This is a genomic window from Bradyrhizobium sp. NC92 (assembly GCF_025200865.1).
In the GTDB taxonomy this organism is placed as follows: domain Bacteria; phylum Pseudomonadota; class Alphaproteobacteria; order Rhizobiales; family Xanthobacteraceae; genus Bradyrhizobium.
Genome location: NZ_CP104171.1, coordinates 3,270,551 through 3,296,135, shown reverse-complemented (window position 1 = coordinate 3,296,135; position 25,585 = coordinate 3,270,551). Strand labels below are relative to the sequence as shown.

Here is a 25,585-nt window from a genome sequence, read left to right as displayed (position 1 = left end):
CTACGACGCCTCGTCCGGAAAGTCTGTTGCGATCAGGTTGACCAGGGCGGCGACGGCAGTCTCCGCGTCGCTGCCCGACGCCTTGATCTCGATCGTGCTGCCGTAAGCCGCGCGCATGGCCATGATCTTGGCCACGCTCTTGGCATTGATCCACTCGGCCGCGCCCGCGACCCGGACGGAAATCTGGGCCTGGAACTTCTTGGCCAGCTTGGTCAGCTTGACCGCCGGGCGTGCATGCATGCCAACCGCGTGCACCAGCCGCACATTCTCGGTGATAATCTGGCCGTCCGCTTTATCCAGCATCGTTTTATTCCATCATCGTTTCGCCGACGCGTCAGTCGGCAGAGAGTTCCTCGGCCACGGCCTTGACCTGGGCCAGCGAGCTGCCGCCCGCCGCTTCGGTCGCAGCCATCACGGCGCCCTCGACGATCGGCGCGTTGCATACGACAACGAGATCGCGGCGTGCCGGCTCCAGCATTTCGACCGCCATCTCGCTGTTTGTTTCGGCGCCGCCGAGATCGACGAGGATCGCGACGCCTTTCGCCGACCAGGCATCGTTGATGGCATCGACGATCAGCGACACGCTGGTGCCGAGCCCGCCATCGGGATTGCCGCCGCAGAAGGCCACCTTGACCTCGCTGCCGACCATCTGCCGCACCATGTCGGCGGTGCCTTTGGCGATGTCCTTCGAATGCGAGACGATCACGATTCCCACGGCATCAGTCATTGCTTTCCCTCCAGGCTCGCGCATACCGCCTGCACGAGAACACAGCTCGAGCGCGCGCCGGGGTCGATGTGACCGACGCTGCGCGGCCCGAGAAACGACGCCCGCCCCTTGGTGGCCTGCATCGGCGCGGTCCGCTCGACCGCCTCTGCGGCCGTTGTGCTGACTCGCGCGATCAGGTCCGATTGGCCGGCCGCATTCTTCAGCGTCTCCAGCACGGGAACGAGCACGTCGAGCATGGTCTTTTCGCCGGCGTGCGAACGGCCGCGGGCGCAGACGGCGTTCACGCCGCTGCCGAAGACATCGGCGATGTCCTCAGGCAGGTGCTTGTCGTGCGAGAGGGCCTCGCCTGCGGCCAGGAAGAAGCTGCCGTAAAGCGGGCCGGAAGCACCGCCGACCGTCATCACGAGCGTCTTTCCGATCGTCTTCAAAGCCTCGTCGAACGGCTGTTCGGAGATCGCATCGAGTTTGCCGAGCACGGCTTCGAACCCGCGCTTCATATTGTATCCGTGGTCGCCGTCACCGATCGCCTGGTCCAGGCTCGTGAGCTCGGGCGCGCTGGCAATGACCCGCTCTGCGGCCACCCTGACCAGCGATTTGAACGTCTCGGGTTGCAACGACATCGCGTTTGATCCTCTAATGAACCGCCGGGAGGCGCTGCCCGGCGCCGTCGAAGCAGAGCGGTTGCACCAGATCCAGCTCGACCTCCTGACCGGCATGCAGCGGTTGATGCGGATCCGCAAGCGTGACCAGCATCTCTCCCTTATAGTCCAGGTGAACGTGATTCTGCTCGCCGAGGTGCTCGACCCGGTGCACCCGGCCGACCATCGGCCCGCCATTGCGCGCCGCGAGGCGGAGGTGCTCGGTGCGGATGCCGACAGTCTCCGTTCCCGGCGGCAGCGGCACGTCCGACAACAGCCGCGCGGGGAGGAAATTGATCTGGGGCGTGCCGAGGCGCGAGGCGACATAGCTCGACGACGGACTCTCGTAGATCTCCCGGGGCTTGCCGAGCTGGAGCAGCTCGCCGTCCTTGATCACCCCGATCCGGGACGCCATCGTCATGGCCTCGACCTGATCGTGGGTGACGTAGAGGATGGTCGCACCAAGCTCGAGCTGGATCCGCTTCAGCTCCAGCCGAAGCTCGGCACGGAGCTTGGCGTCCAGCGACGACAGCGGCTCGTCCATCAGATAGATCGAGGGATCGCGGACCAGCGCACGACCGATTGCCACCCGCTGCATCTCGCCGCCTGAAAGTCGGGTTGCGCGATTGTTCAGCTTGCTCGCGATATGCAGCAACTCCGCCGTCTGCTCGACACGCTTCTTGATGATCGGCTCCGATATCCGTCGCGCGGGCGAGCGCAACGGGAACGCAAGGTTGTCATAGACGGTGAGATGCGGATAGAGCGAATATTGCTGGAAGACGAAGGCAATATCGCGCGCTCCCGGAGGAGCCAGCGTCACGTCGCGTCCGTCGATCATGACCGAGCCGGAATCGGGAGTCTCGAGCCCGGTGATCAGCCGCAAGGTCGTGGTCTTGCCGGCACCGCTCGGTCCGAGCAGCACCATGAATTCTCCGTCGTTCACCGAGAGCGAGAGCTCGCGCACCGCCGCCACCGTGCCGAACCGCTTGCTGATGTTGCGTAGGGCGACGTCAGCCATGGTTTGCGCTCCCCTCGTTGGCCGTTCGTATCGCAAGGCCGCTGGCGACGTCGAACAAGGCGAGTCGTTCCGAACGGAATTCAAGGCCGACTCGCTCGCCGATGCGCACGGGCGCGCTGGAAGGCAACCGCGCCGCAATGCGCCCATGCGCGGTGTCGACGGTGACGATCTGCGTGGTCCCAAGATACTCGGCGCCAAACACCTCGCCGCGGACGGGCGCCGCGTCGGCGAAGCGGATATGCTCCGGACGAACGCCGAGTGCCATACGGGCGCTGGCACGATCCTCCCGGATCTCCGGCACCGCGATGCTCGTGTCATGGAAGCTGATCGTTCGATCGCCAGAGCGCAGACCTGCATCGAAGCGCAGAAAATTCATCGGCGGTGAGCCGATGAAATCGGCCACGAACATGCTCGCGGGCCGATCATAGATCTCCTGCGGCAGGCCGATCTGCTCGACGCGTCCCTGGTTCATGACCGCGATCCGATCCGCCATCGACATCGCCTCGAGCTGGTCATGCGTCACGTAGACCGTGGTCGCCCCGATGCGATCGTGCAGGTCGCGGAGCTCGCTGCACATCAGATGACGGAACTCGGCATCGAGCGCGCCCAGCGGCTCGTCCATCAGAAAGGCCTTTGGCCGCCGCACCATGGCGCGGCCCAGCGCAACCCGCTGCCGATCGCCGCCAGACAGCTTCGACGTCTTGCTCGACAGCAGATGCTCGATCCGCAGCAGCTTGGCTGTCTCCTGCACCCGCTGGTAAATCTCGCGCCGGGCCATGCCCTGGCACTTGAGGGGAAAGCCGATATTCTCGGCCACGTTCATGTGCGGATACAGTGCGAAAAGCTGAAATACGAAGGCGATATCGCGCGCGGATGCGCGCTGGAAGGTGACGTCCTCATTGTCGAGCAGGATCTTGCCTTCAGTCGGCAGCTCCAGGCCCGCAATCATGCGCAAGGTGGTGGTCTTGCCGCAACCGGAGGGGCCGAGCATCGCAAAGAAGGTGCCATCCTCGATCGTAAAGTTGGAGCCTTGTACGGCGGTAAACTGATCGAACGACTTACGCAGGTTTTCGACGCGGATTTGTGCCATGTCTGCCGCCTTATTCCGGAAAATGGCTCACGACGACGTAGCCGAGCGTGCCGGCCAGGATCGTCACGAAGGAATAGCCGTAGAGATCGATCGACCAGGGTTGCACCAGCATGACGATGCCTCCGCTGATCAGGGTCATCGCAGCCGTCTCCCAGGGGCCGCGTCGGAACCAGCGAGAGACCACGCCTTTGGCGACTGCAGCAGAACCGCTCATTTGCGCACAGCTCCGAAGGTGATGCCGCGCAGCAGGTGCTTGCGCAACAACACGGTGAACAGGACGATCGGCACGACGAACAGGGTGGTGGCCGCGGCAACGGCCGGCCAATCCTGCCCACCCTCCCCGATGATGAAGGGGATGAAGGGCGGCATGGTCTGCGCCTCGCCGCTGGTCAGGAGAACCGCGAACGCATATTCGTTCCAGGAGAAGATCAGGCAGAAGATCGCCGTGGCTGCGATGCCCGTGACGGCTTGCGGCAACACCACCTTGCGCAGCGCCTGCAGCCGCGTGTAGCCGTCGACAAGAGCGGCCTCCTCGTATTCGCGCGGGATCTCGTCGATGAAGCCCTTGAGCAGCCAGACCGCGAGCGAGACGTTCACGGCAGTGTAGAGCAGGATCATTCCGAGCCTGGTGTCGGTCAGATTGAGCTGCCGGTACATCAGATAGATGGGGATTGCGACGGCAACGGGCGGCATCATGCGCGTCGAGAGAATGAAGAACAGAAGGTCGTCAGCCAGTGGAATGCGAAAGCGCGAGAAAGCGTAGGCCGCGAGCGTGCCGAGAAAGACGGCCAGGAAGGTCGAGCCGAACCCAATGATCAGCGAGTTGACGAAGCGCGGCACGACCTTCGACGGTCCGGCAATGACCATGTCGCGCTGACGCACGAGCTTGTCGTACCACGTCTCCGGCGGCGGCAGCTTGGCGATGAAGTCCGGCGTCTGCCGGGTGCGCACGGTGAACAGGTTCACATAGCCTTCGAGGGTCGGCTCGAAGATGACCTTGGGCGGATATGCGATCGCATCGCTCTGAGATTTGAAGGCGGTGGCGACGATCCAGACCAGCGGCAGGATCGTGATCACGGCGTAGAGGATGACGAGACCACCTGCCACCATCTTTGCGCGCGGCGACGCTTCGACGATGGAGTGCGCGGTGGACTTGGTGAGGGCGGCGGTCATCGTTGCTTCACCTTGTTGAGCGCTTTCACGTATATGTTCGCCGCACCGAACACGGTGACGAACAAGATGATGGCGAGCGCACTGGAATAGCCGGTGCGCCACTTCTCGAACGCCGCGCGCTTCAGCGTGATCGACACGAGCTCGGTGGTCGAGCCCGGGCCTCCGGACGTCAACAGATTGACCATGTCGAACATTTTGAAATTCTCGATCGCGCGGAACAGCACGGCGAGCATCAGGAATGGAACCGTCATCGGCAGCGTGATCGACCAGAACTGCCGCCAGGCCGAGGCGCGATCGACTTCGGCCGCCTCATAGATGTAGTCGGGAATGGAGCGAAGCCCGGCGAGGCAGATCAGCATGACGTAGGGCGCCCACATCCAGGTGTCGACCAGCACGATGGTCCAGGGTGCGAGCGAAACCTGCCCGGTCATGCTGAACGAGCTCGGCGGCACGCCGGTGAACAGACTGATCAGATAGTTGAATGGCCCGATCTGCGGCTGCAGCAGCAGCGTCCAGAAATTGCCGACCACGGCCGGCGACAGCATCATCGGCAGCAGGATGATCGTGGTCCAGAAGCTGTGGCCGCGAAACTGGCGGTTGATCAGGAGCGCCAGGCCGAAGCCAATGACGACCTGAAACGCGACGGACCAGATCACGAACTGCGCCGTGGTCTGCAGCCGGAACCAGACGTCCTCGTCGGTGAGGATGTCGGTGAAATTGTCGAGACCGACGAAGCGCAGCGGAAGATAGGACATGCTGAGATTGAGGCTGGTGAAGGACAGCCGGATCATCCACACCAGCGGAAAGATGTTGATCGCCAGCAACAGCGCGATGGTCGGCGCGACGAACAGCCAGGCGATGGTCCGGTCCGACAGTCCGCGGACAGGTCGCGCAGTGCGAGGTTTGACGGGCTCGCTCATGCCGGGAAATGTAGCATCGTCGGGTTGAAGGATCGTGGTCATCTTGTCCATCGGCTGGCTGGCTCGGGTTCCCCGAGGCGCATACGCCCCGGGGTACCGTTTCGGTCGAGGCGAGGCCTAAGACCTATTGCGAGGCGACCTGCTTGCCCTGCTCCTTGAAGACCTTGGTCCAGTCCTTGACCAGGAGATCGAGCGCCTGCTGCGCCGTGCCCTTGTCGGCGACGACGTAGTCATGCACCCGCTTCTGCATGTCGAGCAGCAGTTGCGCGTAGGACGGCTCGGCCCAGAAGTCCTTGACAATGCCCATCGATTCCAGGAATTGCGGCGCGAATGCCGCGCTCTTCGGGAAGTCGGGCGCGTCGACCACCGCCTTCAGCGCCGAGTAGCCACCGAGCTGCCACCACTTCTGCTGCACGGCGGGCTGCGCAAACCACTTGATGTAAGCCAGCGCGTCGTTCTTGCGATCGGAGGTCGCTACGACCGAGATGCCCTGTCCGCCGAGCTGGGTGAAGTGTCCGTTCGGGCCGGCCGGATTGACGAAGAAGCCGATCTTGTCGCCGCCGACATTAGGATCCTTGTAGAGGCCAGGGAAGAACGCGAACCAGTTCATCTGCATCGCCACCTGACCGGACTTGAAGGCGTCGAGCCCCTCCTGCATGTAGGCGTTGGTCATGCCCGGCGCCGTGCAGCACTTGTAGAGCTCCTTGTAGAACTCAAGCCCCTTGGTCGCCTCGGGCGAATTGACGATGCCCTGCATCTGGTACGGCTTCTTTGGATTGTCGTAAGCGAAGCCGAAATTGTAGAGCACGTTGGTCACGCCCATGGTGATGCCTTCGGAGCCGCGCTCGGTGAAGATGTAGGCGCCATAGACCTTCTTGCCGTCGATCTCGCGGCCCTGGAAGAACTCGGCGACCTGCTTCAGCTCGTCATAGGTCTTCGGCGGCGCCAGGTCGCGGCCGTACTTGGCCTTGAACGCGGATTGAATTTCGGGCCGCGAGAACCAGTCCTTGCGATAAGTCCAGCCGACCGCATCCGCCATGGCCGGCAGCGCCCAATAGTTCGGCGAGTTCTTCGGCCACTGCGAATAGCCGACGACGGTCGCCGGGACGAAGTCGTCCATCGAAATCTTCTCCTTGTCGAAGAAATCGTTGAGCTTCACGTACCACTTGTTCTCGGCGGCGCCGCCGATCCACTGACTGTCGCCGATGATCAGGTCGCAGAGCTTGCCATGGGAGTTGAGCTCATTGAGGAAGCGATCGGCATAGCTTGTCCACGGGACGAACTCGTATTTCATCTCGATGCCGGACTGCTTCGTGAAGTCCTTGCCGAGCTCGACCAGCGCGTTGGCCGGATCCCATGCCGCCCAGCACAGCGTGAGCTGCTTACCTTGGGCCGCAGCTTCGCCTCCGCCAAATCCCCCCAGCAGCGCCACCCCAAGAACCGTGGTGGCCGCCGAGCCTCTCAACCAATTGAATGTCCGCATATCCGTTTCCTCTCTCGTTGAAGCATCTAACCCGCTCGGCGCGTCCTGCCGGAACGACGCCAAGACCCTGAAACCGAGTTTGAGGAGCGATGAATGAAGGACGAGACGGACCGCTTCCGGAGACGGCTCCGGAATGGCTTGGGCTCCTCCCACACATCGGCCCGATGCGTGATGTTTAGTTTTTTGTAACACTAAACGTATTACTAAATTTCGGAGATCGTCAAGCCCCGTTGGTCGCGAGTCTGGCGAAGGCTTACGGCGTTCGCGTGTAAGCGAGATGTTCGCAGTCGCAGCGAAAACGTCGGAAAACTTGCCGAATGCGACCGCCGCTGTCGCCTGCCAGGAGCAATCCAGCCCATCCGAACAGCAGGAGAGTCGGAAGGTCGGCCCTCGCCGCGTGTTTAGCAAACTACTTTACTGAATGTTCAATGAAGCAACTTCGGCGGCGCGAATAGCTCCCTCGTCGTCCGAAATCCGACGATGGCCGCTTCGCGGCTTAGAGCACGCCGGCGACGCGCAGTGCCTGCTCGAGCGCCTGCAACTCACCGCGTGTCGCCACCGGCTGCGGCGGCCGCGCCGCGTCGCACGACAATCGTCCGAGCAGCTTCAGGCAGGCCTTGAGGCGCACGGTCGCGCGTCCTCCGGGCGGGTCGCGGTAGATCGCAACGGCAAGCGGATACAGCTTATCGTGCGCGGCGCGCGCCCGCTCCCAATCGCCGGCTTCCGCAGCACTCCAAAGGCCCACCACGAGTTCCGGCACGACGCAGGCGAGGCTGACCTGGCTACCGGCCGAGCCGACGATGTAGCTTGTCAGCAAATGCTCGTCGCCCGAGCCGAGCACGACGAAGTCCGGTCGCAGCTTGCGTATCAGCCTGAGGTTCTGTTCGTAGGCCGCAACCTCCCAGCTGCCCTCCTTCACCGCGACGAAGCGGGCATCGGCGACCAGCCTCGTCAGCAGCGCCTGTGCGTAGGCCATGGCTCCCGCGCCGACCGGCGCGGCGTAAAGCATCAAGGGCCCTGTCGTGGCATCGCGGATGCGGCGGTGATGCTCGATCACGCAATCATCGGCATGACCAAGCGCCCAGCTGTTGGGAGGAAACACCAGCAGCCCGTCGGCGCCGGCCTGCTCCAGCGCAGCCGCCTCGCGCGCGGCCTCCAGGCTCGATTCATGGTTGACCCCGGAGACGATCAGGCAGTCCTTCGGCGCGTGCTGACGCGCCAGCTCCACCACGCGCCGCTTCTCAGCCAGCGACAGCACGAAGTTCTCGCCGGCGTGGCCGTTGACGAGGAGCCCATTGATTCCAGGCGTAGATGCCACCGAGATGAGATGGCTTGCGAGCTGCGCCTCGTCGACCTCGAAACCGGGCGTCATCGGCACGATGGTAGCGGCGTGAATGCCGCGTAGGCGGTCGTTGAATGTCCGCATCTTGGCCGATTAATGGATGATCTGATCGAGGAACGTCCGTGCCCGTTCCGACTTCGGATGCTTGAAGAACTGCTCCGGCGCAGCCTGCTCGACCACCTTGCCCTCGTTCATGAACACGATGCGGTCGGCGACCTCGCGGGCAAAGCCCATCTCGTGCGTGACGCACAGCATGGTCATGCCCTCCTCCGCAAGCTTCTTCATAGTCTCCAGCACCTCCTTGACCATCTCGGGGTCGAGCGCGGAGGTCGGCTCATCGAACAGCATGATCTTGGGACGCATGCACAATGCGCGTGCGATGGCGACGCGCTGCTGCTGACCGCCGGAGAGTTGCCCGGGATATTTCTCCGCCTGGTCCGGAATCCGCACCTTGGTCAGGAAATGCATGGCGAGATCCTTGGCCTCGACCGCACTCATCCCGTTCGCGGTCATCGGTGCCAGAGTGCAGTTCTCCAGCACCGTCATGTGCGGGAACAGATTGAAGCTCTGGAACACCATGCCGGTGTCCCGCCTGACCGCATCGATGTTCTTACGCTGATGATCGAGCTCGACGCCGTTGACGTAGATCAGACCCTCGTCGTGCTTCTCGATGTGGTTGATGCAGCGGATAAGCGTCGATTTGCCCGAGCCTGAAGGACCGCAGACCACGATCTTCTCGCCCTTGGCGACCTTGAGATCGACCTCGTTCAACGCGGTGAAGTCGCCATAGTGCTTGTAGACCGCCTCCATGCGGACCGCAGGCACCTCACGGAGCTGCGGCTGCATTGTTGCACTTTCGGCCCTCGCCATCGATGTCTCGCTCATGCCCGGGCCTCCACACTCGCCTGTGCAACCGGCGCGCTCGCTGCGACCCGCCTGGTTTTTGCGGCACTCGATCGACCGAAATGCTTTTCGAGCCGGCGCTGAACCGCGTCCCAGACCGAGGTGAGGATCAGGTAATACGCGGTAGCAGCGGCATAGACTTCGAGGATCTGGAAATGCTCCTGCATCAGCATGTCGCTGCGGCGCATCAGCTCCTCGACCGAGATCACGGAGGCAAGCGAGGTCGCCTTCAACAGCGAGTTGATGGAGTTGCCGAGCGGCGGGATCATCAGCCGGAACGCCTGCGGCAGGGTCACGCGGCGGAACGTCACCCAGGGCGACAGGCTGAGCGCCCAGGCCGCCTCACGCTGCCCCGCCGACACCGCCATGAAACCGCTGCGCACGATCTCGGCGAGATAGGCCGCCTCATTGAGGATCAGGCCAACGAGCGCGCAGGTGATCACGCTGAACTTGATGCCGAGCTGCGGCAAGCCGCTGTAGATCACGACGAGCTGGATCAGGAGCGGCGTGCCGCGGAAGAACCAGATGTAGAAGCGCGCGGCGCCCGCAAGCACCGGATTGGACGACATGCGCAATAGCGCGATGCCCATGCCGAGGATCAATCCGCCGACGACCGCCGCCACCGTCAAGCCGATGGTGACGAGCACTCCCTTCATCAGGAAGTAGTTGAAGAAGTAGCTGACGGCGGCCGTCGGACTGAAAAGGCTCATCGGCTCGTCTCCGTAGGTTTCAGGCCGGACCGGGGCCGGCGATCGCAAGCGGCTGATCAGCCGGCATGGCGGTCAGACCGAACTTGTCGAACAGCGCCTGATAAAAGCCGTCGGCGCGCATCGTGTTGAGCGCCTTGACGACGGTATCGGCGACCGTCTTGTTGCGGAAACCAAGCGTGGTCCTGGCCGTGCCGAGCCCACTCAGGACTTCCTTCACGCGACCACGGCCGACGAGATCGCGTGCCACGCTGTCGACCAGTAGCGCATTGTCGACCTGGCCCGCGAGCAGCGCGCTAATGACGTTGGTCGCGGTCGGGAACGTCCGCATCTCGACGGCTGCTCCGCCTTTCGCCACGCTGGCATCGCTGAGCTTCTTGAGCCAGTTCATCTGGTAGCTGCTGACCTCGACGGCGGATGATTTTCCGATCAGATCGTTTTCGGTAGCAATTTTTGTGCCGCTGTCGGGTGCGACCACGACCGAGATCGCCTGAATGGCGTACGGCACCATGTACATCAGCTTCGAACGTTCCTCGGTCCAGAACATGCCGGTATTGACGCCGTCGATGCGCGCTGCGCCCAAGGCGGGAATCATCGCCGGAAAATCCATCCGGACGAGTTCGACGGGAAGACACAACCGCTTGCCGAGCTCGGCGGCGAGCTCGACGTTGAGGCCTTGCAGCTGACCGTCCTTGTCGACGAATTGCTGCGGCGGGTTGGTCGGGTTGATGGAGAGCTGCAATTTGCCCGGCGCGATCAGATTGTCGTCGGTGATCGCGGGCGTGCAGGCGGCATGCACCGCCGTGGATGCGAGAACGAGTGCGGCAGCCGCACCCAAGCGAAGCAATGTCGAGACCATGGATACCTCCAGTAAGACGCCAATGACTGATACAGTTCCTCGCCCGGGATTCCCCTCGACGCTTATTGGATGCGGCCGGCCGGATCTCGCGACACGGCAGGAAGCATCGGCTTCGACCTGCTCAAGCCGGTCCCGACATCGGCCTGAGCTGGATGCGCATGAAGTTCTTCACCAGGGCTTCGAACGGACCAAAGCCCTTCACCTTCAGGAATTCCGGCGTCTCGAACGCCCACCTGCCCGCGACCTCGTACATCGCGGCGTATTTCGGCCCGTCGCCCACCGAGACGAAGCGCTTGGCCGAAAGCCAGCCGGGACAAGTGAGCAGATCGGGAAAATGCTTCTGCTCGTACCAGGCGTTGAACGCAGCCTCGTGCTCGGGATCGATGTCGACCCGCACGATATGGATGAAGGCTTCGTCCGGCATCGGCTTGCCCCTCACGCTAAGTGCGGATGTCGCCGGCCGCGCGCGCCGCGCCGACGGTGGCTGCAATGGCATCGCAGAGCGCCGGCAGAACCGGCAGCAGCGGCGGCCGCGGATCGGCGTTGCGGATCAGGCCAAGGGCCTTCAGCCCGACCTTCATGCGGGTGTGCATGTCCATGATCGGCGCAGGCCCGTAGATGGCGCGGACGATCGGATAAAGCCGCTCGTTGACGGCGCGCATGGCCTTGAGGTCGTCTGCGAGCGAGGCCTGCCACAGCGCTACGAATAAATCCGGCGCGAGGCTGACGAGGCCGGAGAGAATGCCGTCGCCGCCGACGGCGAGCTGCGGCAGGAACCAGTTGAAGTTCGACGGCAGGATCGCGACGGAGGGATCGGCCTGCTTCACCGCCCGCCGGTTCTCGTCATAGGCCAGCATGGTGTCGCTGCCTTCCTTGACCGCGATGACGCTGTCGAGTGCGGCGATCTTGGCGAGAGTTTCCGGCGAATAGCCGAAGCCGGATGCCAGTGGGTACTGGAAGATCGAGACCGGAATTCCGATCGCGGAGCTGACTGCCTGCACGAAAGCCAGCGGCGCGCGTGAGGTCGCCGAGGCGCCGCCGCCGAGCGGCGCGGGCGGGAACAGCACGGCGCAATCGGCGCCGGCCGCTTCCGCGAGTTGGGCCTGGTGAATCGCTTCCGCGGTCGAATGCGCGATGATGCCGGCCAGCAAGGGCTTGGCGCCGATCTGCTTGCGCGTCCGCTCGATCACGGCCTGACGCTCGTCGTCCGACAGCGACCCGCCCTCACCCGCGTGGCCATTGACGAACACCGCCGCGATTCCGTCCTGACAGGCGCAATAATCCAGCACGCGGGAATAGCCGTCCCAGTCGATCGAGCTGTCGTCTCTGAAGGGCAGCACGGTCGCGACCGTGACGCCGCGCAGATCCGGTTTCTTCCTCGCCTTGCTCATGACGGTTTCCGTCGCGGAAATTTCAGGCTAGCGCGCGCCTTCAGCACTTCGAGGCCGCCCTCGTTACGGGCGCTCGCTTCCCAAATGATGGTGCGGGTCTCGTCGTGCTGCTCGGCAATCCAGACATCGAAGGTGAGCGTGTCGCCGTAGAACACGGGACCTGTGAACCAGAACCGGTCCTCCACCGACACGCCGATGGTGCCGACCAGCTCAGAGGTGAGGATGCTGGTGCAGAGGCCCGCAACCATGATCCCCGGCGCCAGCCTGCGGCCAAAGCGCGTCGCGCCGGCATAGACCTCGTCGACATGGACAGGGCCGAAATCGCCGGTCGCGGCGATGTAGAGCGCGCCATCGGCCTCGGTGATGGTCTTGCTCAGGCTGACCCTGTCGTTGACCTTGAGATCGTCGAAGGATTTTGGCTCGTACATGGCTCAGCCCTTCGCGAAGGGAACCAGCGTTGCAGTGCCGTCCACCACGGTCGCGCCGGAGGGCGACAGCGTGCAGGTGACGCGGCAGACCGCGTCATCGCCGTCGACCGAGACGATCTCGGCTTTGGCCTCCACTGAGTCGCCGACGATCACGGGCGCCGCAAAAGTCAGCGCGATGCTGCCGATCCGCCGCGTGGGCCCACCGAGCTGGCTGAGACAGGTGGTGGCGAGACCGCCGACTGCGAACTCGAAGGCGACCATGTTCGACGCGCCGGCTCTCTTGGCGCGGACGGCATCGACATAGAGACCGCCGAGATTGCCGCTGATGCCGGTGAACATCGCCTGCTCGGCCACCGTCATGGTCTTGCGAAAGACAAAGGCGGCGCCGGGCTTGAGAGGTGCGTGAGACATCGATCGCTTCCCTAAAGCTGCAGGCCGTTCTTAATGGTGCTGCGCGCAACCAGCATGCGATGGATTTCGGAGGTACCGTCATAGATGCGGGTGACGCGGGCGTCGCGATACATCCGCTCCAGCGGCAAATCCTTGCTGAATCCCATGCCGCCGAACACCTGAATGGCGCGGTCGACCACGCGGCCCTGCATCTCGGATGCCGCGACCTTGATCATCGAGACCTTGTCGCGCGCATCCCTGCCCTGATCGATGTCCCAGGCGGCGTTCATCACCATCATCTTCACGCCGAAAATCTCGGTGGCGGAATCGGCGATCAGCTTCTGCACCATCTGGAAATCGCCGATCAACTGGCCGAACTGGCGCCGCTCGCCGGCGTGCCTGCGCATCATCTCCAGCGCGCGCTGCGCCATGCCGACCGCGCGTGCGCCGATATGGGCAAGCCGGATCTGGAGCACGCTCTGCATGATCAGCTTGAAGCCGCCGCCGACCTCGCCGAGCACGGCCGCCTTCGGGATGCGGCAATCCTCGAAGCTCAGCTCGGCATGGCCATAGCCACGATGGCCCATCATCGGCTGGGTGCGTGCGACCTTGAAGCCGGCCGTAGCTCGGTCGACCAGGAACAGGGTGATGCCACCGCGAGCCCGCTTCTCCTTGTCGGTCAGCGCCATCAGGATGATGTAATCGGCGATGTCGCCGTCGCTGATGAAGTGCTTGGTGCCGTTGAGCACCCATTCGTCGCCGTCGAGATGCGCCGTGGTGCTGATCGACGCCGCATCGGAGCCGGCGCCGGGCTCGGTGATCGCCATGGCGCAGATCTTGTGGCCCTTCACCGTCGGCAGCAGATAGCGCTCGACCTGATCGCCTTTGCAGGCCATCAGCATCGGATAGACCTGGCCGAACACGCGGCGGATCAGCGCATCTGACGTCTTGCCGAATTCTTCCTCGACCAGGCAATACTCGACGCAAGTTAGCCCGCCGCCGCCGACATCCGCCGGCATGTTCATGGCATAGAGGCCGAGCTTCTGTGCCTTGGCCTTGGTGACCGCAAGCGCTTCAGCCGGCACCGTGGCCGTCTGCTCCACGACGTCTTCGAGCGGCTGCACCTCGGTCTCGACGAAGCGGCGGACGGTATCGACCAGAAGGCGCGTCTCTTCGGGGATTGAAAAATCGATCATCGCGCCACTCCGACGGCCTTGCCGGCAACCATCGCGTCGATCTCCGCGGCGTCGTAGCCGATCTCGCCTAGCACCTCGCGCGTCTGCGCACCGAGCCGCTGCGGCACCAGCCGCACCTCGGGCGTCTGCCCGTCATAGCGCGCGGGATGCGCGACCATCCGGATCGGCGCGCCGCCGGCACTCTCCGCGCTCTTGAACACGCCGAGATGGTTGAGCTGGGGATCGGACTCGAGGTCGCGATAATCCTGCACCGGCGCGTGCCAGACCTTTGCGGCTTCGAGCGAAGGCAGCCAGTCGGCCGTCGATTTCTGTCTCAGCCTGGTAGCGACGATCCGCGTGATCTCCTCGCGCTTCGAGAAACCCTCGGTGTCCCCGAACCGCTTCAGCTCTTCGTTTTCGAGCCCGACAGCGAGCGCGCTGGGCGTAGCCATGGAGATCGCCATATGACCGTCCGCCGTGGCATGAACGCCGTAAGGCCCGGGGCTGAACCAGGCCGCGATACCGGCCGGACCGCGCGAAGTCGGCGACGGCGCGCCGTTGAGCCAAGCGGTCAGCGGCTCGACCTGGAGATCGAGCGCGGCCTGATAGAGGTTGACCTCGACGAACTGGCCCTTCCCGGTCTTCGTTCGGGCAAACAGCGCCGCAAGGATGCTCATGGCGTAGAGCGAGGCGGCATGCTGATCGACGATGACGGCGCCGACCGCCGTCGGCTCGCCGTCCGCGCGCCCTGTCCGCATCGCAAGGCCCGACATCGCCTGAAGCAGCAGGTCCTGCCCCGGGCGATCCTTGTACGGTCCTTCCGATCCGAAGCCGGTGGCGACCGCATAGATCAGGCCGGGGTTGATTTCCTTGAGTGTGTCGTAGCTGAGACCGAGCTTGGCCATGGTGCCCGGGCGAAAATTCTCCATCACGACATCTGACGTCGCGACCAGCTTCTTCACCGCGGCAATGCCGTCGGGATGCTTGAGATCAACGGCGAGACTGCGCTTGTTGCGCCCCGTGGCCAGATGATTGACGCTGTCGCCTGCGACGAAATGATTGGCGACCGCCCAGTTGCGCTGAAACGCGCCCTCGATCGGTTCGACCGCGATGACATCGGCGCCGAGATCGGCCAACGTCTGTGCGGCCAGGGGCCCCGCGAGATAGTGGTTGAAGCTGAGGATCTTGACGCCGTCGAGCAGATTCATCCGTTCACACCTCAAGCAGCCGCAACCGGCGCGCCGCGCCACACCAGATCGAATGTCTTGACCAGGGCACGCGCGGCCGCATCCTGCGCAGCCGGCAGCGGCAGGCGCGGCGGACGCGGAAGGCCGGCCGCAAAACCCATATGATTGAGCAGCGCCTTGCTGCCGGCGACATAGGCCTGGCCGCCGACGAATTCGATCACCGGCAGGTATTTCAGATAGAGCTCGCGCGCTTCCTTGATCGCGCCGTGGTCGGCCACGAGGCTGAAGATGCGGGCCATCTCCGCCGGGACGACGTTGGAGGCCACGGCTACCCAGCCCTGCGCGCCCTCGACGAAGGACTCGAAGCCGAGGATGCCGCCGAACACGGTCATCCGGTCGCCGCAGAGACGGATGATGTCGCGCACCCGCGTCACCTCCAGCGTCGACTCCTTGATGTAGAGACAATTGTCGATCTTGGCGATGCGCGCCACGAGATGTGGCTTGAGATCGACATTCGCGGTCGCCGGATTGTTGTAGACCATGATCGGCAGCGAGATCGCATCGGCAACCGTCTTGTAGTGATGCACCAGTTCGTCGTCGGTCGGCGTCGAATAAAACGGCGGAATGATCATGACGCCGTCGGCGCCCAGTTTTTCGGCACGGCGGCTGAGGCGCACCACCTCGCGCGTGTCCTCCGCGCCGGTTCCGATCAGCACCGGCACGCGCCCCGCAGCCTGGCGAATGACGACTTCCGCAACGAGCGCCTTCTCGTCATCGTCCATGGACAGGAACTCGCCGGTCGAGCCGAGCGGGATCAGCCCGTGGATGCCCTGCGCGATCTGCCAGTCGACGAAGGCGCGCAATGCCGCGACATCGACCTCGCCAGCTGCCGTGAACGGGGTGATCATGACGGTGTAGGTGCCGCGGAACGTCTTCATCGCGGTAATGCCGGGCGCTCGGGTGAATCCAGACGCCGCGGGCAGACTGCGGAATATCCGCAGTTCTTGTGCAAACGTTTGCATAAATGGCTCTGCATTGGGCAACACCATCCATTTTTTGAGCTTGATCCGTGTAGAATAAGCTCATAGCGTTTCTGCAATCGTTTGCAGTCTATCGGCAGGTTGGATGAGCGTCACGCTCAAAGATGTGGCACAGGCGGCCCGCGTTTCAGTCAGCACGGCTTCCCGGGCGCTGACGGGAACCGGCCTGACCAGCGAACGTACGCAGCAGCGCCTGTTGCGCATCGCGCGCGAGCTCGGCTATCGGCCGAACCCGATCGCGCGCGGATTGAAGACCGGGCAGTCGCGGCTCGTTGCTCTTCTCGTCCACAATCTCACCAACGCCTCGTTCCAGGTGATGGCCGAAGTGGTGCAGGCGCGCCTGAAGGCGCTGGGCTATCAGATGCTTCTGTGCATCGGCGGCGACGATCCGCAAGCCGAGAGCGACACCCTCACCACGCTGGTCGATCATCGCATCGATGGCTTGATCGTGGTGCCTACAGGCAAGAACGGCGCGCAGCTCGAGACGCTCTCCAAGGACGTGCCGATCGTCTGCCTGGTGCGGCGCGACGATGCGACCGATCTCGAGACCGTGCTCGCCGACGATCCGCAAGGCGCTTATCTGGGCACGCGTCATTTGATCGAGCTCGGGCACAAGCGCATCGGGCTGATCGTCGGCCGTCAGGACACCACGTCCGGCCGCGAACGCTTGTCCGGCTATGTCCGCGCCCTGCGCGAGGCCGGCATCGCCAGGGACGACACATTGATTCATGCCGGCCACTACGTGCCCGAAACCGGCGCGACCTGCGCGCGCAAGCTGCTCGACCTCCCCCGCCCGCCCAGCGCGATCTTCGTCGCCAATCACGAGGCAACGCTCGGCGTGCTGCGCGTCACCGCGGAACGGAACATCGCCATTCCCGATGATCTCTCGCTGCTCTGCTACGAGGACATGCCGTGGTTCGAATGGCATCGCCCGGCCATCAGCATCGTCGACAACGGCGCGCGCGATCTCGCCAACCTCGCCGTCGACCGGTTGCTGCACCGCATGGACGCCAAGGGAAATAGTAGGGGCAATGGCAGTGATGGCGTCCGCGAATATCGCGTCGGCGCGCGGCTGATCCAACGCGACTCCTGCCGCCAGATCGGCGCACCAGCTCCTGCGAAATCCGGCAAGTCCAAATCGTCTTCATCCAAATCGTCTACAGCCAAGTCCGCGAAGGTCTGATCGATGCCCTATGTCGAAGTGCTCGCCCCGCCAGTCCCATCCGAGCGCAAGGCCGCGCTGGCGCGGTCGGTGACCGACGGCCTGATGTCGGCGTTCGGCGTCACCGCTGATACGGTCACGCTCTATTTCCTGAACATTGCGCCCGACGACTACGCCCACGCCGGCAGGTTCGGCGCGGAGGCCACCGGTCAGCGCATCCTGCTCAAGGTCCACGCCTTCCGCCGCAGCGAGGCCGAGCGGCGCGCTGCCGCCATCGCGCTGACCCGCGCCGTATGCAGCGCTTATGGCGTGCCGGGCGACGACGTCGCGGTCTACTTCTGCGATCGCGACCGCAGCGAAGTCTCCCACGATTCCAAGCTCGCCAGCGACTGACGGGGAGCACGCCATGGACCGCTTCTACAGCCAAGACCAGAAAGCCCTGCGCGAGACCGCCCGTCGCTTCGCAGAAGCGGAGATCCTGCCGCGCGCTGCGGCGATCGATCGCGAAGACCGCTTCGACCGCGTGCTCTACAAGGGCATGGCCGATCTCGGCCTGTTCGGTATCTGCCTGCGCGAGGGCGCCGGCGGCGCCGGTCTCGATGCGGTGGCGGCCTGCATCGCGATGGAGGAGCTGGCGCGCTGCTCCGGCGCGGTCGCCAACGCCTTCGCGATTCCGGTCGAGGCCGTGCTGTTCTTCGATCATCACGGCACCGAGGCACACAAGGCGCTGATCCCAAAAATTCTGAGCGGCGACATCATTCCCGCGACCGCCGTCTCCGAGCCCGATCACGGCTCCGACGTCGCTGGTATCCGCACCAACGCGGTACGCGAGGGCAATGGCTGGCGGCTCAACGGCACCAAGGCCTGGGTGACGCTCGGCGGCGTCGCCGACCGCATCATGGTGTTCGCGCGCACCGGCGCAGACGCGGGCCACCGCGCCATCTCCTGTCTTCTCGTCGACAGCGTCCTGCCCGGCATCGCGCGCGGCAAGAACGAGGAGCTGCTCGGCATGCACGGCCTCGACGACTGCCAGATCACCTTCTCCGACGTGCGCTTGCCCGCCGACAGCGTGATGGGGCCGGAGAACCAGGCCTTCAAGATGGCCATGAGCAACTTCAACTTCAGCCGGCTGATGATGGCCTCGATGGCGCTGGGCATGGCGCAGGCCGCGTTCGAGGACGCCACCGCCTATGCCAAGGATCGCAAGCAGTTCGGCCAGGCCATCATCGGCTATCAGGCGGTGCAGTTCATGCTCGCGGACATGTCGACCGACATCGCGGCTGCGCGCCTGCTGATCCATCACGCCGCGCGCCTGCACGATGCTGGCGAGCCAATCGCCAAGGAAGCGGCACAGGCCAAGCTGTTCACCACCGACATGGCGATGAAGCACGTCTCCAACGCGCTGCAGATCCACGGCGGCAACGGCTATTCGCGCGAGTACCGCATCGAGCGGATCTTCCGCGACATCCGCCTCGCCCAGATCTACGAAGGCACCAACCAGATCCAGCGGCTGATCATCGCCCGCCAGGTCGAGAAGGAGGCCGCGTGAGGGCATGCTGAGCATCATCACAGCGGCAGAGGCCGCCGGCCTCATCCGCGACGCCGACACGCTGATCGTCGGTGGCAATGGCGGCACCGGTGCCGCCGAAGCCATTCTGGATGCGCTGGAGCAGCGTTTCCTTGGCGGCCAGGGCCCGCACAATCTGACGCTCATCAACATCACCGGCGTCGGCGCCGTGACCGAGAAGGGCCTCTGTCATCTCGCCCATGAAGGCCTGATCGCGCGCGTCATCGGCGGCAATTTCGGGCTCCAGGTGCCGTTCATGCGCCTTGTCCGCGACGAGCTGATCGACGCCTACAATTTCCCGCAAGGCGTGATGAGCCAGCTCTGCCGCGCCATGGCCGCCAAGCATCCCGGCGTGCTCACCCATGTCGGCCTCAACACCTACATGGACCCGCGCCAGGACGGCGGGCGCTTGAACAAACGCACCACCGCGCCGCTGGTCGACCTGCTCGAGCTGCACGGCCAGTCCTGGCTGCTCTACCGCGTCCCCGCTCCGCCCGACGTCGCCATCATCCGCGGGACCTCGGCCGATGAGGACGGCTATATCAGCATGGAGCACGAGGGCACGACGCGCGAGGATCTGTCGATTGCGCAGGCCGTGCACAACGCCGGCGGCACCGTGATCTGCCAGGTCAAGCGCATCGTGAAGCGCGGCTCGATCCATCCGCAGATGGTGAAGATCCCCGGCTTCCTGATCGACCATGTCGTGCTCGAGCCCGAGCAGATGCAGACCTACGGCACCGCCTATGACCCAGCGCGCTGCGGCGAGACGCGGGTTCCGGAGGCGATGATCACGCCCGATCCGCTCACCGAGCGGCGGGTGATCGCCCGCCGCGCCGCTTTCGAATTGCGCCCGCGTGACGTCGTCAATCTCGGCGTCGGCATCTCCGCGATGATCCCCAATGTCGCCGCCGAGGAAGGCATCTCCGACCTGATCACGCTGACGGTGGAATCCGGCGTCGTTGGCGGCGTGCCGGGTCATGCCCGCGAGTTCGGCACCGCGATCAATCCGCGCGTCATTCTCGACCAGGCCTATCAGTTCGACTTCTATGACGGCGGCGGCCTCTCCTGCGCCTTCCTCTCCTTCGCGGAAGTCGATGAAGCCGGCAACGTCAACGTCACCCGTTTCGGCGAGCGCCGCGACGGCTCCGGCGGCTTCATCGACATCACGCAGAACGCCAAGCGACTGATCTTCAGCGGCACCATGACCGGCGGCAAGTTCGACATCGGCGTCGAGAACGGCCGTCTCGCGATCCGGCGCGACGGCGCTTTCCGCAAGTTCGTGCCGCAAGTCGGCCAAATCAGCTTCAGCGCCTCACTCGCTGCGCAGCGCGGCCAGCACGTCAGCTACGTCACTGAGCGCGCCGTGTTCGAGCTGGAGAACGGACACGTCACCCTCGCCGAGATCGCGCCTGGCGTGCGGCTGGAGGAGGACATTTTGGCGCATATGGGCTTTCGCCCACGCATCAGCCCGCAACTGAAAGACATGGACCCGCGCATCTTCCGCTCCGGGCCGATGGGGATTGCGCAGAGCTTCAAGGCGCTCCCGGCGCGGCCACGGAAGGTCGCCTGAGAGACCAGCATGGACACGAGCGCCCCGACCAATCTCCGCTACGAAGATATCGCGCTCGGCGCGGAGTTCGAGACCGCCGTGCACACCGTGACGGAGGCCGATATCGCCGCCTTCGCCGACGTCACGCGCGATCATCATCCGCTCCATGTCGATGGCGCCTATGCGCGCTCCCGCGGCTTTCCCGCGGTGATCGGCCATGGCCTGTACGGCCTGTCGCTGATGGAAGGGTTGAAGTCGGAGCTGAAGCTCTATGAGGAGACTTCGGTCGCCTCGCTCGGCTGGGACGAGGTCAAATTTAGGGGTCCCATCGTCGCCGGCGATCGCTTGCGGGTGCGCTTCCGCTTCATCGAGAAACGGCCGACCAAAAACCCCGCGCGCGGCATCGTCGTCGAGACGCTCGACCTCCTCAACCAACGCGACGAGGTGGTGACCGCGGCGCGCCACATCTCGCTGATCCTGACCCGGCAAGCCGGTGCTGCGGCGGCCACATGACGAGACAATGAAGAAGACTTTGGGCCGGAGAACGGCTCCTCTGCCATCCACGATTTGATCGGAGTATTCAGATGCGATTTGCAAAAACCTTCTCCGCCCTCGTCCTGCTGGCCGGCCTGACGCAGGCCGCCGGAGCCCAGACCTGCACGCCGAAAGTGCCGGCCTCGAGCCTGATCGAGGCGCCGAAATGGCAGATGTCGATCAACCCGACGCTGCCGCCGCAGCAATACGTCGACGACAAAGGCGAGCTGCAGGGCCTCAACGTCGAGCTCGCCCGCGAGATCGCCAAGCGCATCTGCGTCGAACCGGTGTTCCTGCGTATGGACTTCCCGCCGATGATCCCGGCGCTGCGCTCTGGCCGCTTCGATGCCATCAACACCGGCCTGTTCTGGACCGAGGAGCGCTCCAAGATGCTTTACCTCGTGCCTTATGCCCAGCAGGCGATCAGCATCTACACCGACCCCTCCTCCAGCCTGAAGCTGGAGAAATTCGAGGACCTCGCCGGCCGCGTGGTCGGTGTGGAATCGGCGACCTACACCGAGCGCAAGGCGCGTGAGTTCAGCACGGCGATGGAAGCCAAGGGCCTCAAGCCGATCGAGCTGCGCACTTTCACCACCGTCACCGCCACCTCCGCGGCGCTGCGCGCCGGGCAGCTCGAAGCCGCGCTCAACATCAACGAGACCGCCAACTCGCTGGAGCAGAAGGGCATCGCCAAGATCTGGGTCCGCGACATCGCGGGCACCGACATCACCTTCGCCTTCCGCGACAAGCTGCTGGCCCAGGCCGTTGCCGAGGCACTAACGGCGATCCGCACTGATGGCACCTATGACAAGCTGTTCGACAAGTTCGGCATGACCAAGCTGAAGGCGACGACGTTTGCGATCCGTGGGGATGGGCCGACGAATTGACAAGCAAGCGCCGCCTTGATGTCCCCGCGCACGCACCGCGCACACGTAACCGTCTGATCAACTGATGATGTCGGACTCGCGCTCCGTGATGGGCGCCATGGAGAAGCGATAGCGCTGATACTACAATGAGTTATCATCCGACCGGGATGCGCGTTCAGATCGCAGTGCCGGCCACCGCCGCTCGGCGGCCAGTAGCACGGAACTTGCATAAATTCTGGGCGACATGGACGCCGCATGAACCTCATCAGCCTCGACATCCGCATGCTCCGGTCGCTGATCTCGGTGGTCGAGACCGGCAGCATCACCGAGACCGCGCGCCGGCTGGGCCGCACCCAGCCGGCGATCACGCTGCAATTGCAGCGGCTGGAGGAGCTGACTGGCAAGCAATTGTTCGAGCATGGCGGCCGCAGGCTGACGCTGACCGACGACGGCACCACCGTTCTCACCTACGCCAAGTCCATCCTCAGGTTGCATGACGAGCTGATCTCGCAATTGGCGTCGCAGGAGATCGAGGGCCAGGTCGTGCTCGGCACGCCCGACCTCTATGCGGCGTTCATGCTGCCGTCGATCCTCAGCGTGTTCCGAAAATCCTTTCCGCGCGTGCAGGTCGAGCTCAACTGCGCGCTGTCGACGCCGCTGGTCGGCCTCGTCAAGCGCGGCGATGTCGACATCGCGCTCGTCACCCGCATGAATGATTTCACCGGCGGCCAGGTGGTGCGGCGCGAGCAATTGGTGTGGATGACCGGCGAACAGTCCGCCGCACATCAGGAGCGTCCGATTCCGCTGGCGCTCCTGCCGCCAGGCAACATCTATCGCGACTACGCCATCGACACGCTGGAGCGGGCGAATTTGCGCTGGCGCATCGCCTGCGTCAGCGAAAGCGTCGGCGGCCTCCAGGCCGCGGCCTTCGCCGGCATGGCCGTCACCGTGCTCGGCCGCAGCGCGCTGGTGCCGGCGATGCGCGAGATCGGGCCGAACGAAGGCCTGCCTCCGCTGCCGAAGATCGAGCTCTTGCTCTACAAGTCGAGCGGCGCGACCTCGAAAGCGGCGACCGCGCTGCACGATTATCTCGCGCACTATCTACGGCTCGATGAAGAGCTGAGCGGCCGCGGCGCGCCAATCGAGCTGTCCTAGCGCCGCAGCGCCAACTGCGGCCAGAATTTTGCCCAGGGTTGTGCCGCTTCGAAGGCGGCGGCGATGCGGAAGATGGTGGGCTCGTCGAGCCAGGGCGCGACGATCTGAAGCCCGATCGGCATTCCGTCGCGGTCGAAGCCGCACGGCAGCGTCGCCGCCGGAAGCCCGGCGAGATTGATCGGCCAGGTGAAGGGCGACCAGCCGAGATGCGGGTCGACCTCGCGGCCGTCGATCTTGCCGACGCCGATCTGGCCGGCCTCGAACGCGGTCACCGCGACGGTCGGCGTCACCAACGCATCGACGCGCTCGAACAGTTTGACGAAGGCGTTGCGCGCCTGCCCGCGGCGATAGCCCGCTTCGACGTAGTCCGTCCCGCTGTAGCGCCGGCCGACGCCGACGACATCGCGATAGGCGGCTTCGGAGCCGGCGAGATCGGCCGTGGTCTTGCTCGCAACGGCCGCCGCCTGCTCGGTGAAGGCGATCGGCTTGAGCGTATGCTCCAGAATGCCGGGATCGAGCGTGGGGCCATCCATGGTGACCTGCGCGCCGCAGGAATCGAGAATGGCGAGCGCCTTGCCGAATGCGGCCGTCACGTCAGGACTGACGGCGGCATAACCGAGATCGACGCTGGCGGCGATGCGAATGCCGTTCAGCGCTGCGGCGTCGGTATCGAAGCGGCGGGATGGCACGGGAAGGCTTGCGGCATCGCGCATATCGTAAGCAGCGATGATCTCCAGCGTCAGCGCAGCGTCTGCCACCGTACGCGTAATCGGCCCGGTATGCGCGAGCGAGGCCCAGGACGGCGGCGAGAAGCCGGGCGAGCGCGGGACGAGCCCGAAGGTCGGCTTCAGGCCGAACACGCCACAGAACGACGACGGCACGCGGATCGAGCCGACGCCGTCGGTGCCGATCGCGATCGGGCCGCAGCCGGCCGCAACGCCTGCCGCCGCGCCGCCGCTCGATCCGCCGCTGGTGCGGCCGGGATTCCAGGGATTTCGCGTGGTGCCGGTGACCGGGCTGTCCGCGGTGAGCTTGTAGCCGGACTCGCACGTCGTGGTCTTGCAGGTGATGATGGCGCCGGACGCTTTCAACGCGGAAACCACGGCGGCATCGACCTCGGGCACGAACGCCTTGTTCATCGGCGAGCCGGCATAGGCCGGCACGCCCGCGACGAAGACGAGATCCTTGATCGTGACGGGCACGCCGGCCAGGGGCCCCATGACTTCGCCCGCGCGCATCTCCTTGGTGAGACGATCGGCCTCCGCCCTCGCCTGCTCGTACATCGGGGTCACGATTGCGTTGCAGGCTTCGTTCGTCACCTCCAGCGCGGCGATGGTGTCGTCGACGACATCGCGCGGCGTGAATGCCTTGCGCCGGTAGCCGGCCACGATCTCAGTTGCAGAGAGCGCGCCAAGGCCATTCGGCGCCGGCGGGAAGGCCGTTCGGCCGGAACCATCAGTCATCATGAACCCTAAGAGAGCTAGCTGAGCGCCGCTTCGACGGCGCGTTTGGCCATGACCGTGACGAGATGCGCACGGTAATCGGCTTCGGCATGGATGTCGGAGGTGAGGCCGTCAGTGTCGATCTTGATCGCCGCGATCGCGGACGGATCGAAATGGCTCGACAGCGCCGCCTCCATCGGCGGCACGCGGAACACGCCGGGCCCGGCGCCAGTGACGGCCACGCGAACGCCATCGGCAAATTTCGCGACGAACACACCGACCAGCGCGTAACGCGACGCAGGCGCCTTGAACTTCGCGTACCCCGCCTTGACCGGCAGGGGAAAGCGGATCGCGGTGATGATCTCTCCAAGCTCGAGCGCGGTCTCGAACAGGCCGAGGAAGAACCTGTCTGCCGCGATTTCGCGCTTGCTCGTGACGATGGTGGCGCCGAGGCCGAGCACGCCCGCGGGATAATCCGCGGCCGGATCGTTGTTTGCGACCGAACCGCCGATGGTGCCGCGACTGCGCACGGCGGGATCGCCGATCATCGAGGCCAGCGCGGCGAGCCCGGGAATCTGGGTCTGCACCAGCTTCGAGGCAGCCACCACCGCATGCGGCGTCATGGCGCCGATGGTGATGGTGGCGCCGTCGTCGGTGATGCCCTTGAGGCTTCCGAGCTTCGACAGATCGACCAGCGCGGCCGGACTGGCCAGCCGCTGCTTCAGTGTCGGGATCAGCGTCATGCCGCCGGCGACGAGCTTGCTGTCCTCGATCGAGATCAGAAGCTTGGCCGCATCCGGAATCTGGTCCGGCTGCTGATAGGCAAATGGTTTCATTGT

At 64.6% G+C, this 25,585-nt stretch carries 29 protein-coding genes; 7 read left to right on the top strand and 22 right to left on the bottom strand.

The genetic code is table 11. The features are described from left to right. From N2602_RS15270 to dapA, 20 genes are all read right to left on the bottom strand, one after another. Entirely contained in the window at nucleotides 1-303 is a 303-nt protein-coding gene (locus N2602_RS15270) for an HPr family phosphocarrier protein (protein ID WP_172784543.1), read from the bottom strand. Between the two features lie 31 nt (nucleotides 304-334). Further along, the gene (gene dhaM / locus N2602_RS15265; protein ID WP_036041954.1) at nucleotides 335-727 is read right to left on the bottom strand and encodes a dihydroxyacetone kinase phosphoryl donor subunit DhaM; all 393 of its coding nucleotides are present in this window, start codon (nucleotides 725-727) and stop codon (nucleotides 335-337) included. After that, the gene (gene dhaL / locus N2602_RS15260; RefSeq protein WP_172784542.1) at nucleotides 724-1,347 is read right to left on the bottom strand and encodes a dihydroxyacetone kinase subunit DhaL; all 624 of its coding nucleotides are present in this window, start codon (nucleotides 1,345-1,347) and stop codon (nucleotides 724-726) included. The genes dhaM and dhaL overlap by 4 nt, the downstream gene beginning before the upstream one ends. Before the next feature lie 13 nt (nucleotides 1,348-1,360). Then, nucleotides 1,361-2,383, bottom strand: coding sequence for an ABC transporter ATP-binding protein (locus tag N2602_RS15255; protein ID WP_172784541.1), 1,023 nt, complete (start codon nucleotides 2,381-2,383; stop codon nucleotides 1,361-1,363). Next, nucleotides 2,376-3,473, bottom strand: coding sequence for an ABC transporter ATP-binding protein (locus N2602_RS15250; RefSeq protein ID WP_172784540.1), 1,098 nt, complete (start codon nucleotides 3,471-3,473; stop codon nucleotides 2,376-2,378). Before N2602_RS15250 ends, N2602_RS15255 begins: the two co-directional genes overlap by 8 nt. A gap of 10 nt (nucleotides 3,474-3,483) precedes the next feature. After that, the gene (locus N2602_RS15245; RefSeq protein ID WP_257187333.1) at nucleotides 3,484-3,612 is read right to left on the bottom strand and encodes a hypothetical protein; all 129 of its coding nucleotides are present in this window, start codon (nucleotides 3,610-3,612) and stop codon (nucleotides 3,484-3,486) included. Between the two features lie 71 nt (nucleotides 3,613-3,683). After that, nucleotides 3,684-4,646 (bottom strand): carbohydrate ABC transporter permease, encoded by a 963-nt coding sequence (locus tag N2602_RS15240; protein WP_260383151.1) that lies wholly within the window; start codon nucleotides 4,644-4,646, stop codon nucleotides 3,684-3,686. Continuing rightward, nucleotides 4,643-5,566, bottom strand: a complete 924-nt coding sequence (locus N2602_RS15235) for a carbohydrate ABC transporter permease (RefSeq protein ID WP_246571106.1) — start codon at nucleotides 5,564-5,566, stop codon at nucleotides 4,643-4,645. The genes N2602_RS15240 and N2602_RS15235 overlap by 4 nt, the downstream gene beginning before the upstream one ends. Before the next feature lie 124 nt (nucleotides 5,567-5,690). Continuing rightward, entirely contained in the window at nucleotides 5,691-7,049 is a 1,359-nt protein-coding gene (locus N2602_RS15230) for an ABC transporter substrate-binding protein (RefSeq protein WP_172784536.1), read from the bottom strand. Between the two features lie 496 nt (nucleotides 7,050-7,545). Beyond that, on the bottom strand, nucleotides 7,546-8,475 hold the full coding sequence (locus tag N2602_RS15225) for a dihydrodipicolinate synthase family protein (protein ID WP_260383150.1): 930 nt from the start codon (nucleotides 8,473-8,475) through the stop codon (nucleotides 7,546-7,548). 9 nt (nucleotides 8,476-8,484) lie between these two features. Next, nucleotides 8,485-9,276 carry an amino acid ABC transporter ATP-binding protein gene (locus N2602_RS15220; protein ID WP_373569489.1) on the bottom strand — a complete coding sequence of 264 codons (792 nt, stop codon included), beginning with the start codon at nucleotides 9,274-9,276 and terminating at the stop codon, nucleotides 8,485-8,487. Further along, nucleotides 9,273-10,004 (bottom strand): amino acid ABC transporter permease, encoded by a 732-nt coding sequence (locus tag N2602_RS15215; protein WP_172784534.1) that lies wholly within the window; start codon nucleotides 10,002-10,004, stop codon nucleotides 9,273-9,275. Before N2602_RS15215 ends, N2602_RS15220 begins: the two co-directional genes overlap by 4 nt. A gap of 19 nt (nucleotides 10,005-10,023) precedes the next feature. After that, on the bottom strand, nucleotides 10,024-10,860 hold the full coding sequence (locus tag N2602_RS15210; RefSeq protein WP_260383149.1) for an ABC transporter substrate-binding protein: 837 nt from the start codon (nucleotides 10,858-10,860) through the stop codon (nucleotides 10,024-10,026). Nucleotides 10,861-10,981: 121 nt separating this feature from the next. Then, nucleotides 10,982-11,284, bottom strand: a complete 303-nt coding sequence (locus N2602_RS15205) for a DUF4286 family protein (protein ID WP_260383148.1) — start codon at nucleotides 11,282-11,284, stop codon at nucleotides 10,982-10,984. Nucleotides 11,285-11,300: 16 nt separating this feature from the next. Next, nucleotides 11,301-12,251, bottom strand: coding sequence for a dihydrodipicolinate synthase family protein (locus tag N2602_RS15200; RefSeq protein ID WP_260383147.1), 951 nt, complete (start codon nucleotides 12,249-12,251; stop codon nucleotides 11,301-11,303). After that, nucleotides 12,248-12,679 (bottom strand): MaoC/PaaZ C-terminal domain-containing protein, encoded by a 432-nt coding sequence (locus N2602_RS15195; protein ID WP_011086090.1) that lies wholly within the window; start codon nucleotides 12,677-12,679, stop codon nucleotides 12,248-12,250. The genes N2602_RS15200 and N2602_RS15195 overlap by 4 nt, the downstream gene beginning before the upstream one ends. Nucleotides 12,680-12,682: 3 nt before the next feature. Then, entirely contained in the window at nucleotides 12,683-13,090 is a 408-nt protein-coding gene (locus N2602_RS15190; protein ID WP_260383146.1) for a MaoC/PaaZ C-terminal domain-containing protein, read from the bottom strand. An 11-nt stretch (nucleotides 13,091-13,101) separates the two neighbouring features. Then, the gene (locus N2602_RS15185) at nucleotides 13,102-14,265 is read right to left on the bottom strand and encodes an acyl-CoA dehydrogenase family protein (protein WP_260383145.1); all 1,164 of its coding nucleotides are present in this window, start codon (nucleotides 14,263-14,265) and stop codon (nucleotides 13,102-13,104) included. After that, entirely contained in the window at nucleotides 14,262-15,452 is a 1,191-nt protein-coding gene (locus tag N2602_RS15180) for a CaiB/BaiF CoA-transferase family protein (RefSeq protein ID WP_260383144.1), read from the bottom strand. Before N2602_RS15180 ends, N2602_RS15185 begins: the two co-directional genes overlap by 4 nt. A gap of 11 nt (nucleotides 15,453-15,463) precedes the next feature. Then, nucleotides 15,464-16,369, bottom strand: a complete 906-nt coding sequence (dapA, locus tag N2602_RS15175) for a 4-hydroxy-tetrahydrodipicolinate synthase (RefSeq protein WP_260383143.1) — start codon at nucleotides 16,367-16,369, stop codon at nucleotides 15,464-15,466. Nucleotides 16,370-16,556: 187 nt separating this feature from the next. On the opposite strand from dapA, the gene N2602_RS15170 reads away from it, so the two are divergent. The 7 genes from N2602_RS15170 (at nucleotide 16,557) to N2602_RS15140 (ending at nucleotide 23,304) form a co-directional block, all read left to right on the top strand. Beyond that, entirely contained in the window at nucleotides 16,557-17,654 is a 1,098-nt protein-coding gene (locus N2602_RS15170; protein WP_260383142.1) for a LacI family DNA-binding transcriptional regulator, read from the top strand. Nucleotides 17,655-17,657: 3 nt separating this feature from the next. Beyond that, nucleotides 17,658-18,026, top strand: coding sequence for a tautomerase family protein (locus N2602_RS15165; protein ID WP_172784524.1), 369 nt, complete (start codon nucleotides 17,658-17,660; stop codon nucleotides 18,024-18,026). A gap of 13 nt (nucleotides 18,027-18,039) precedes the next feature. Beyond that, nucleotides 18,040-19,182, top strand: coding sequence for an acyl-CoA dehydrogenase family protein (locus N2602_RS15160; RefSeq protein WP_260383141.1), 1,143 nt, complete (start codon nucleotides 18,040-18,042; stop codon nucleotides 19,180-19,182). A 4-nt stretch (nucleotides 19,183-19,186) separates the two neighbouring features. Next, on the top strand, nucleotides 19,187-20,770 hold the full coding sequence (locus N2602_RS15155) for an acyl CoA:acetate/3-ketoacid CoA transferase (protein WP_260383140.1): 1,584 nt from the start codon (nucleotides 19,187-19,189) through the stop codon (nucleotides 20,768-20,770). Nucleotides 20,771-20,779: 9 nt separating this feature from the next. Beyond that, on the top strand, nucleotides 20,780-21,262 hold the full coding sequence (locus N2602_RS15150; RefSeq protein ID WP_172784521.1) for a MaoC family dehydratase: 483 nt from the start codon (nucleotides 20,780-20,782) through the stop codon (nucleotides 21,260-21,262). Nucleotides 21,263-21,333: 71 nt separating this feature from the next. Further along, nucleotides 21,334-22,170, top strand: coding sequence for an ABC transporter substrate-binding protein (locus tag N2602_RS15145; RefSeq protein WP_260383139.1), 837 nt, complete (start codon nucleotides 21,334-21,336; stop codon nucleotides 22,168-22,170). Between the two features lie 234 nt (nucleotides 22,171-22,404). Further along, nucleotides 22,405-23,304: a LysR substrate-binding domain-containing protein gene (locus tag N2602_RS15140; RefSeq protein ID WP_025035437.1), complete on the top strand. Its 900-nt coding sequence runs from the start codon at nucleotides 22,405-22,407 to the stop codon at nucleotides 23,302-23,304. On the opposite strand, the gene N2602_RS15135 is transcribed toward N2602_RS15140, so the two are convergent. Both N2602_RS15135 and N2602_RS15130 read right to left on the bottom strand, forming a co-directional pair. Continuing rightward, complete coding sequence (locus tag N2602_RS15135) at nucleotides 23,301-24,767, bottom strand: amidase (RefSeq protein ID WP_260383138.1); 1,467 nt, start codon at nucleotides 24,765-24,767, stop codon at nucleotides 23,301-23,303. The genes N2602_RS15140 and N2602_RS15135 overlap by 4 nt on opposite strands. 17 nt (nucleotides 24,768-24,784) lie before the next feature. Then, complete coding sequence (locus N2602_RS15130) at nucleotides 24,785-25,582, bottom strand: xanthine dehydrogenase family protein subunit M (RefSeq protein WP_260383137.1); 798 nt, start codon at nucleotides 25,580-25,582, stop codon at nucleotides 24,785-24,787. Between the last annotated feature and the right edge of the window lie 3 nt (nucleotides 25,583-25,585).

Coding starts and splice junctions, on each gene's coding strand:
- N2602_RS15200 (WP_260383147.1), bottom strand. CDS start 12,251: ATGAGCAAGGCGAGGAAGAAACCGGATCTGCGCGGCGTCACGGTCGCG.
- N2602_RS15245 (WP_257187333.1), bottom strand. CDS start 3,612: ATGACCCTGATCAGCGGAGGCATCGTCATGCTGGTGCAACCCTGGTCG.
- N2602_RS15170 (WP_260383142.1), top strand. CDS start 16,557: ATGAGCGTCACGCTCAAAGATGTGGCACAGGCGGCCCGCGTTTCAGTC.
- N2602_RS15155 (WP_260383140.1), top strand. CDS start 19,187: ATGCTGAGCATCATCACAGCGGCAGAGGCCGCCGGCCTCATCCGCGAC.
- N2602_RS15250 (WP_172784540.1), bottom strand. CDS start 3,473: ATGGCACAAATCCGCGTCGAAAACCTGCGTAAGTCGTTCGATCAGTTT.
- dhaM (WP_036041954.1), bottom strand. CDS start 727: ATGACTGATGCCGTGGGAATCGTGATCGTCTCGCATTCGAAGGACATC.
- N2602_RS15145 (WP_260383139.1), top strand. CDS start 21,334: ATGCGATTTGCAAAAACCTTCTCCGCCCTCGTCCTGCTGGCCGGCCTG.
- N2602_RS15160 (WP_260383141.1), top strand. CDS start 18,040: ATGGACCGCTTCTACAGCCAAGACCAGAAAGCCCTGCGCGAGACCGCC.
- N2602_RS15195 (WP_011086090.1), bottom strand. CDS start 12,679: ATGTACGAGCCAAAATCCTTCGACGATCTCAAGGTCAACGACAGGGTC.
- N2602_RS15165 (WP_172784524.1), top strand. CDS start 17,658: ATGCCCTATGTCGAAGTGCTCGCCCCGCCAGTCCCATCCGAGCGCAAG.
- N2602_RS15230 (WP_172784536.1), bottom strand. CDS start 7,049: ATGCGGACATTCAATTGGTTGAGAGGCTCGGCGGCCACCACGGTTCTT.
- N2602_RS15190 (WP_260383146.1), bottom strand. CDS start 13,090: ATGTCTCACGCACCTCTCAAGCCCGGCGCCGCCTTTGTCTTTCGCAAG.
- dapA (WP_260383143.1), bottom strand. CDS start 16,369: ATGAAGACGTTCCGCGGCACCTACACCGTCATGATCACCCCGTTCACG.
- N2602_RS15150 (WP_172784521.1), top strand. CDS start 20,780: ATGGACACGAGCGCCCCGACCAATCTCCGCTACGAAGATATCGCGCTC.
- N2602_RS15140 (WP_025035437.1), top strand. CDS start 22,405: ATGAACCTCATCAGCCTCGACATCCGCATGCTCCGGTCGCTGATCTCG.
- N2602_RS15215 (WP_172784534.1), bottom strand. CDS start 10,004: ATGAGCCTTTTCAGTCCGACGGCCGCCGTCAGCTACTTCTTCAACTAC.
- N2602_RS15185 (WP_260383145.1), bottom strand. CDS start 14,265: ATGATCGATTTTTCAATCCCCGAAGAGACGCGCCTTCTGGTCGATACC.
- N2602_RS15135 (WP_260383138.1), bottom strand. CDS start 24,767: ATGACTGATGGTTCCGGCCGAACGGCCTTCCCGCCGGCGCCGAATGGC.
- N2602_RS15205 (WP_260383148.1), bottom strand. CDS start 11,284: ATGCCGGACGAAGCCTTCATCCATATCGTGCGGGTCGACATCGATCCC.
- N2602_RS15240 (WP_260383151.1), bottom strand. CDS start 4,646: ATGACCGCCGCCCTCACCAAGTCCACCGCGCACTCCATCGTCGAAGCG.
- N2602_RS15255 (WP_172784541.1), bottom strand. CDS start 2,383: ATGGCTGACGTCGCCCTACGCAACATCAGCAAGCGGTTCGGCACGGTG.
- N2602_RS15180 (WP_260383144.1), bottom strand. CDS start 15,452: ATGAATCTGCTCGACGGCGTCAAGATCCTCAGCTTCAACCACTATCTC.
- N2602_RS15130 (WP_260383137.1), bottom strand. CDS start 25,582: ATGAAACCATTTGCCTATCAGCAGCCGGACCAGATTCCGGATGCGGCC.
- N2602_RS15210 (WP_260383149.1), bottom strand. CDS start 10,860: ATGGTCTCGACATTGCTTCGCTTGGGTGCGGCTGCCGCACTCGTTCTC.
- N2602_RS15225 (WP_260383150.1), bottom strand. CDS start 8,475: ATGCGGACATTCAACGACCGCCTACGCGGCATTCACGCCGCTACCATC.
- N2602_RS15270 (WP_172784543.1), bottom strand. CDS start 303: ATGCTGGATAAAGCGGACGGCCAGATTATCACCGAGAATGTGCGGCTG.
- dhaL (WP_172784542.1), bottom strand. CDS start 1,347: ATGTCGTTGCAACCCGAGACGTTCAAATCGCTGGTCAGGGTGGCCGCA.
- N2602_RS15235 (WP_246571106.1), bottom strand. CDS start 5,566: ATGAGCGAGCCCGTCAAACCTCGCACTGCGCGACCTGTCCGCGGACTG.
- N2602_RS15220 (WP_373569489.1), bottom strand. CDS start 9,276: ATGAGCGAGACATCGATGGCGAGGGCCGAAAGTGCAACAATGCAGCCG.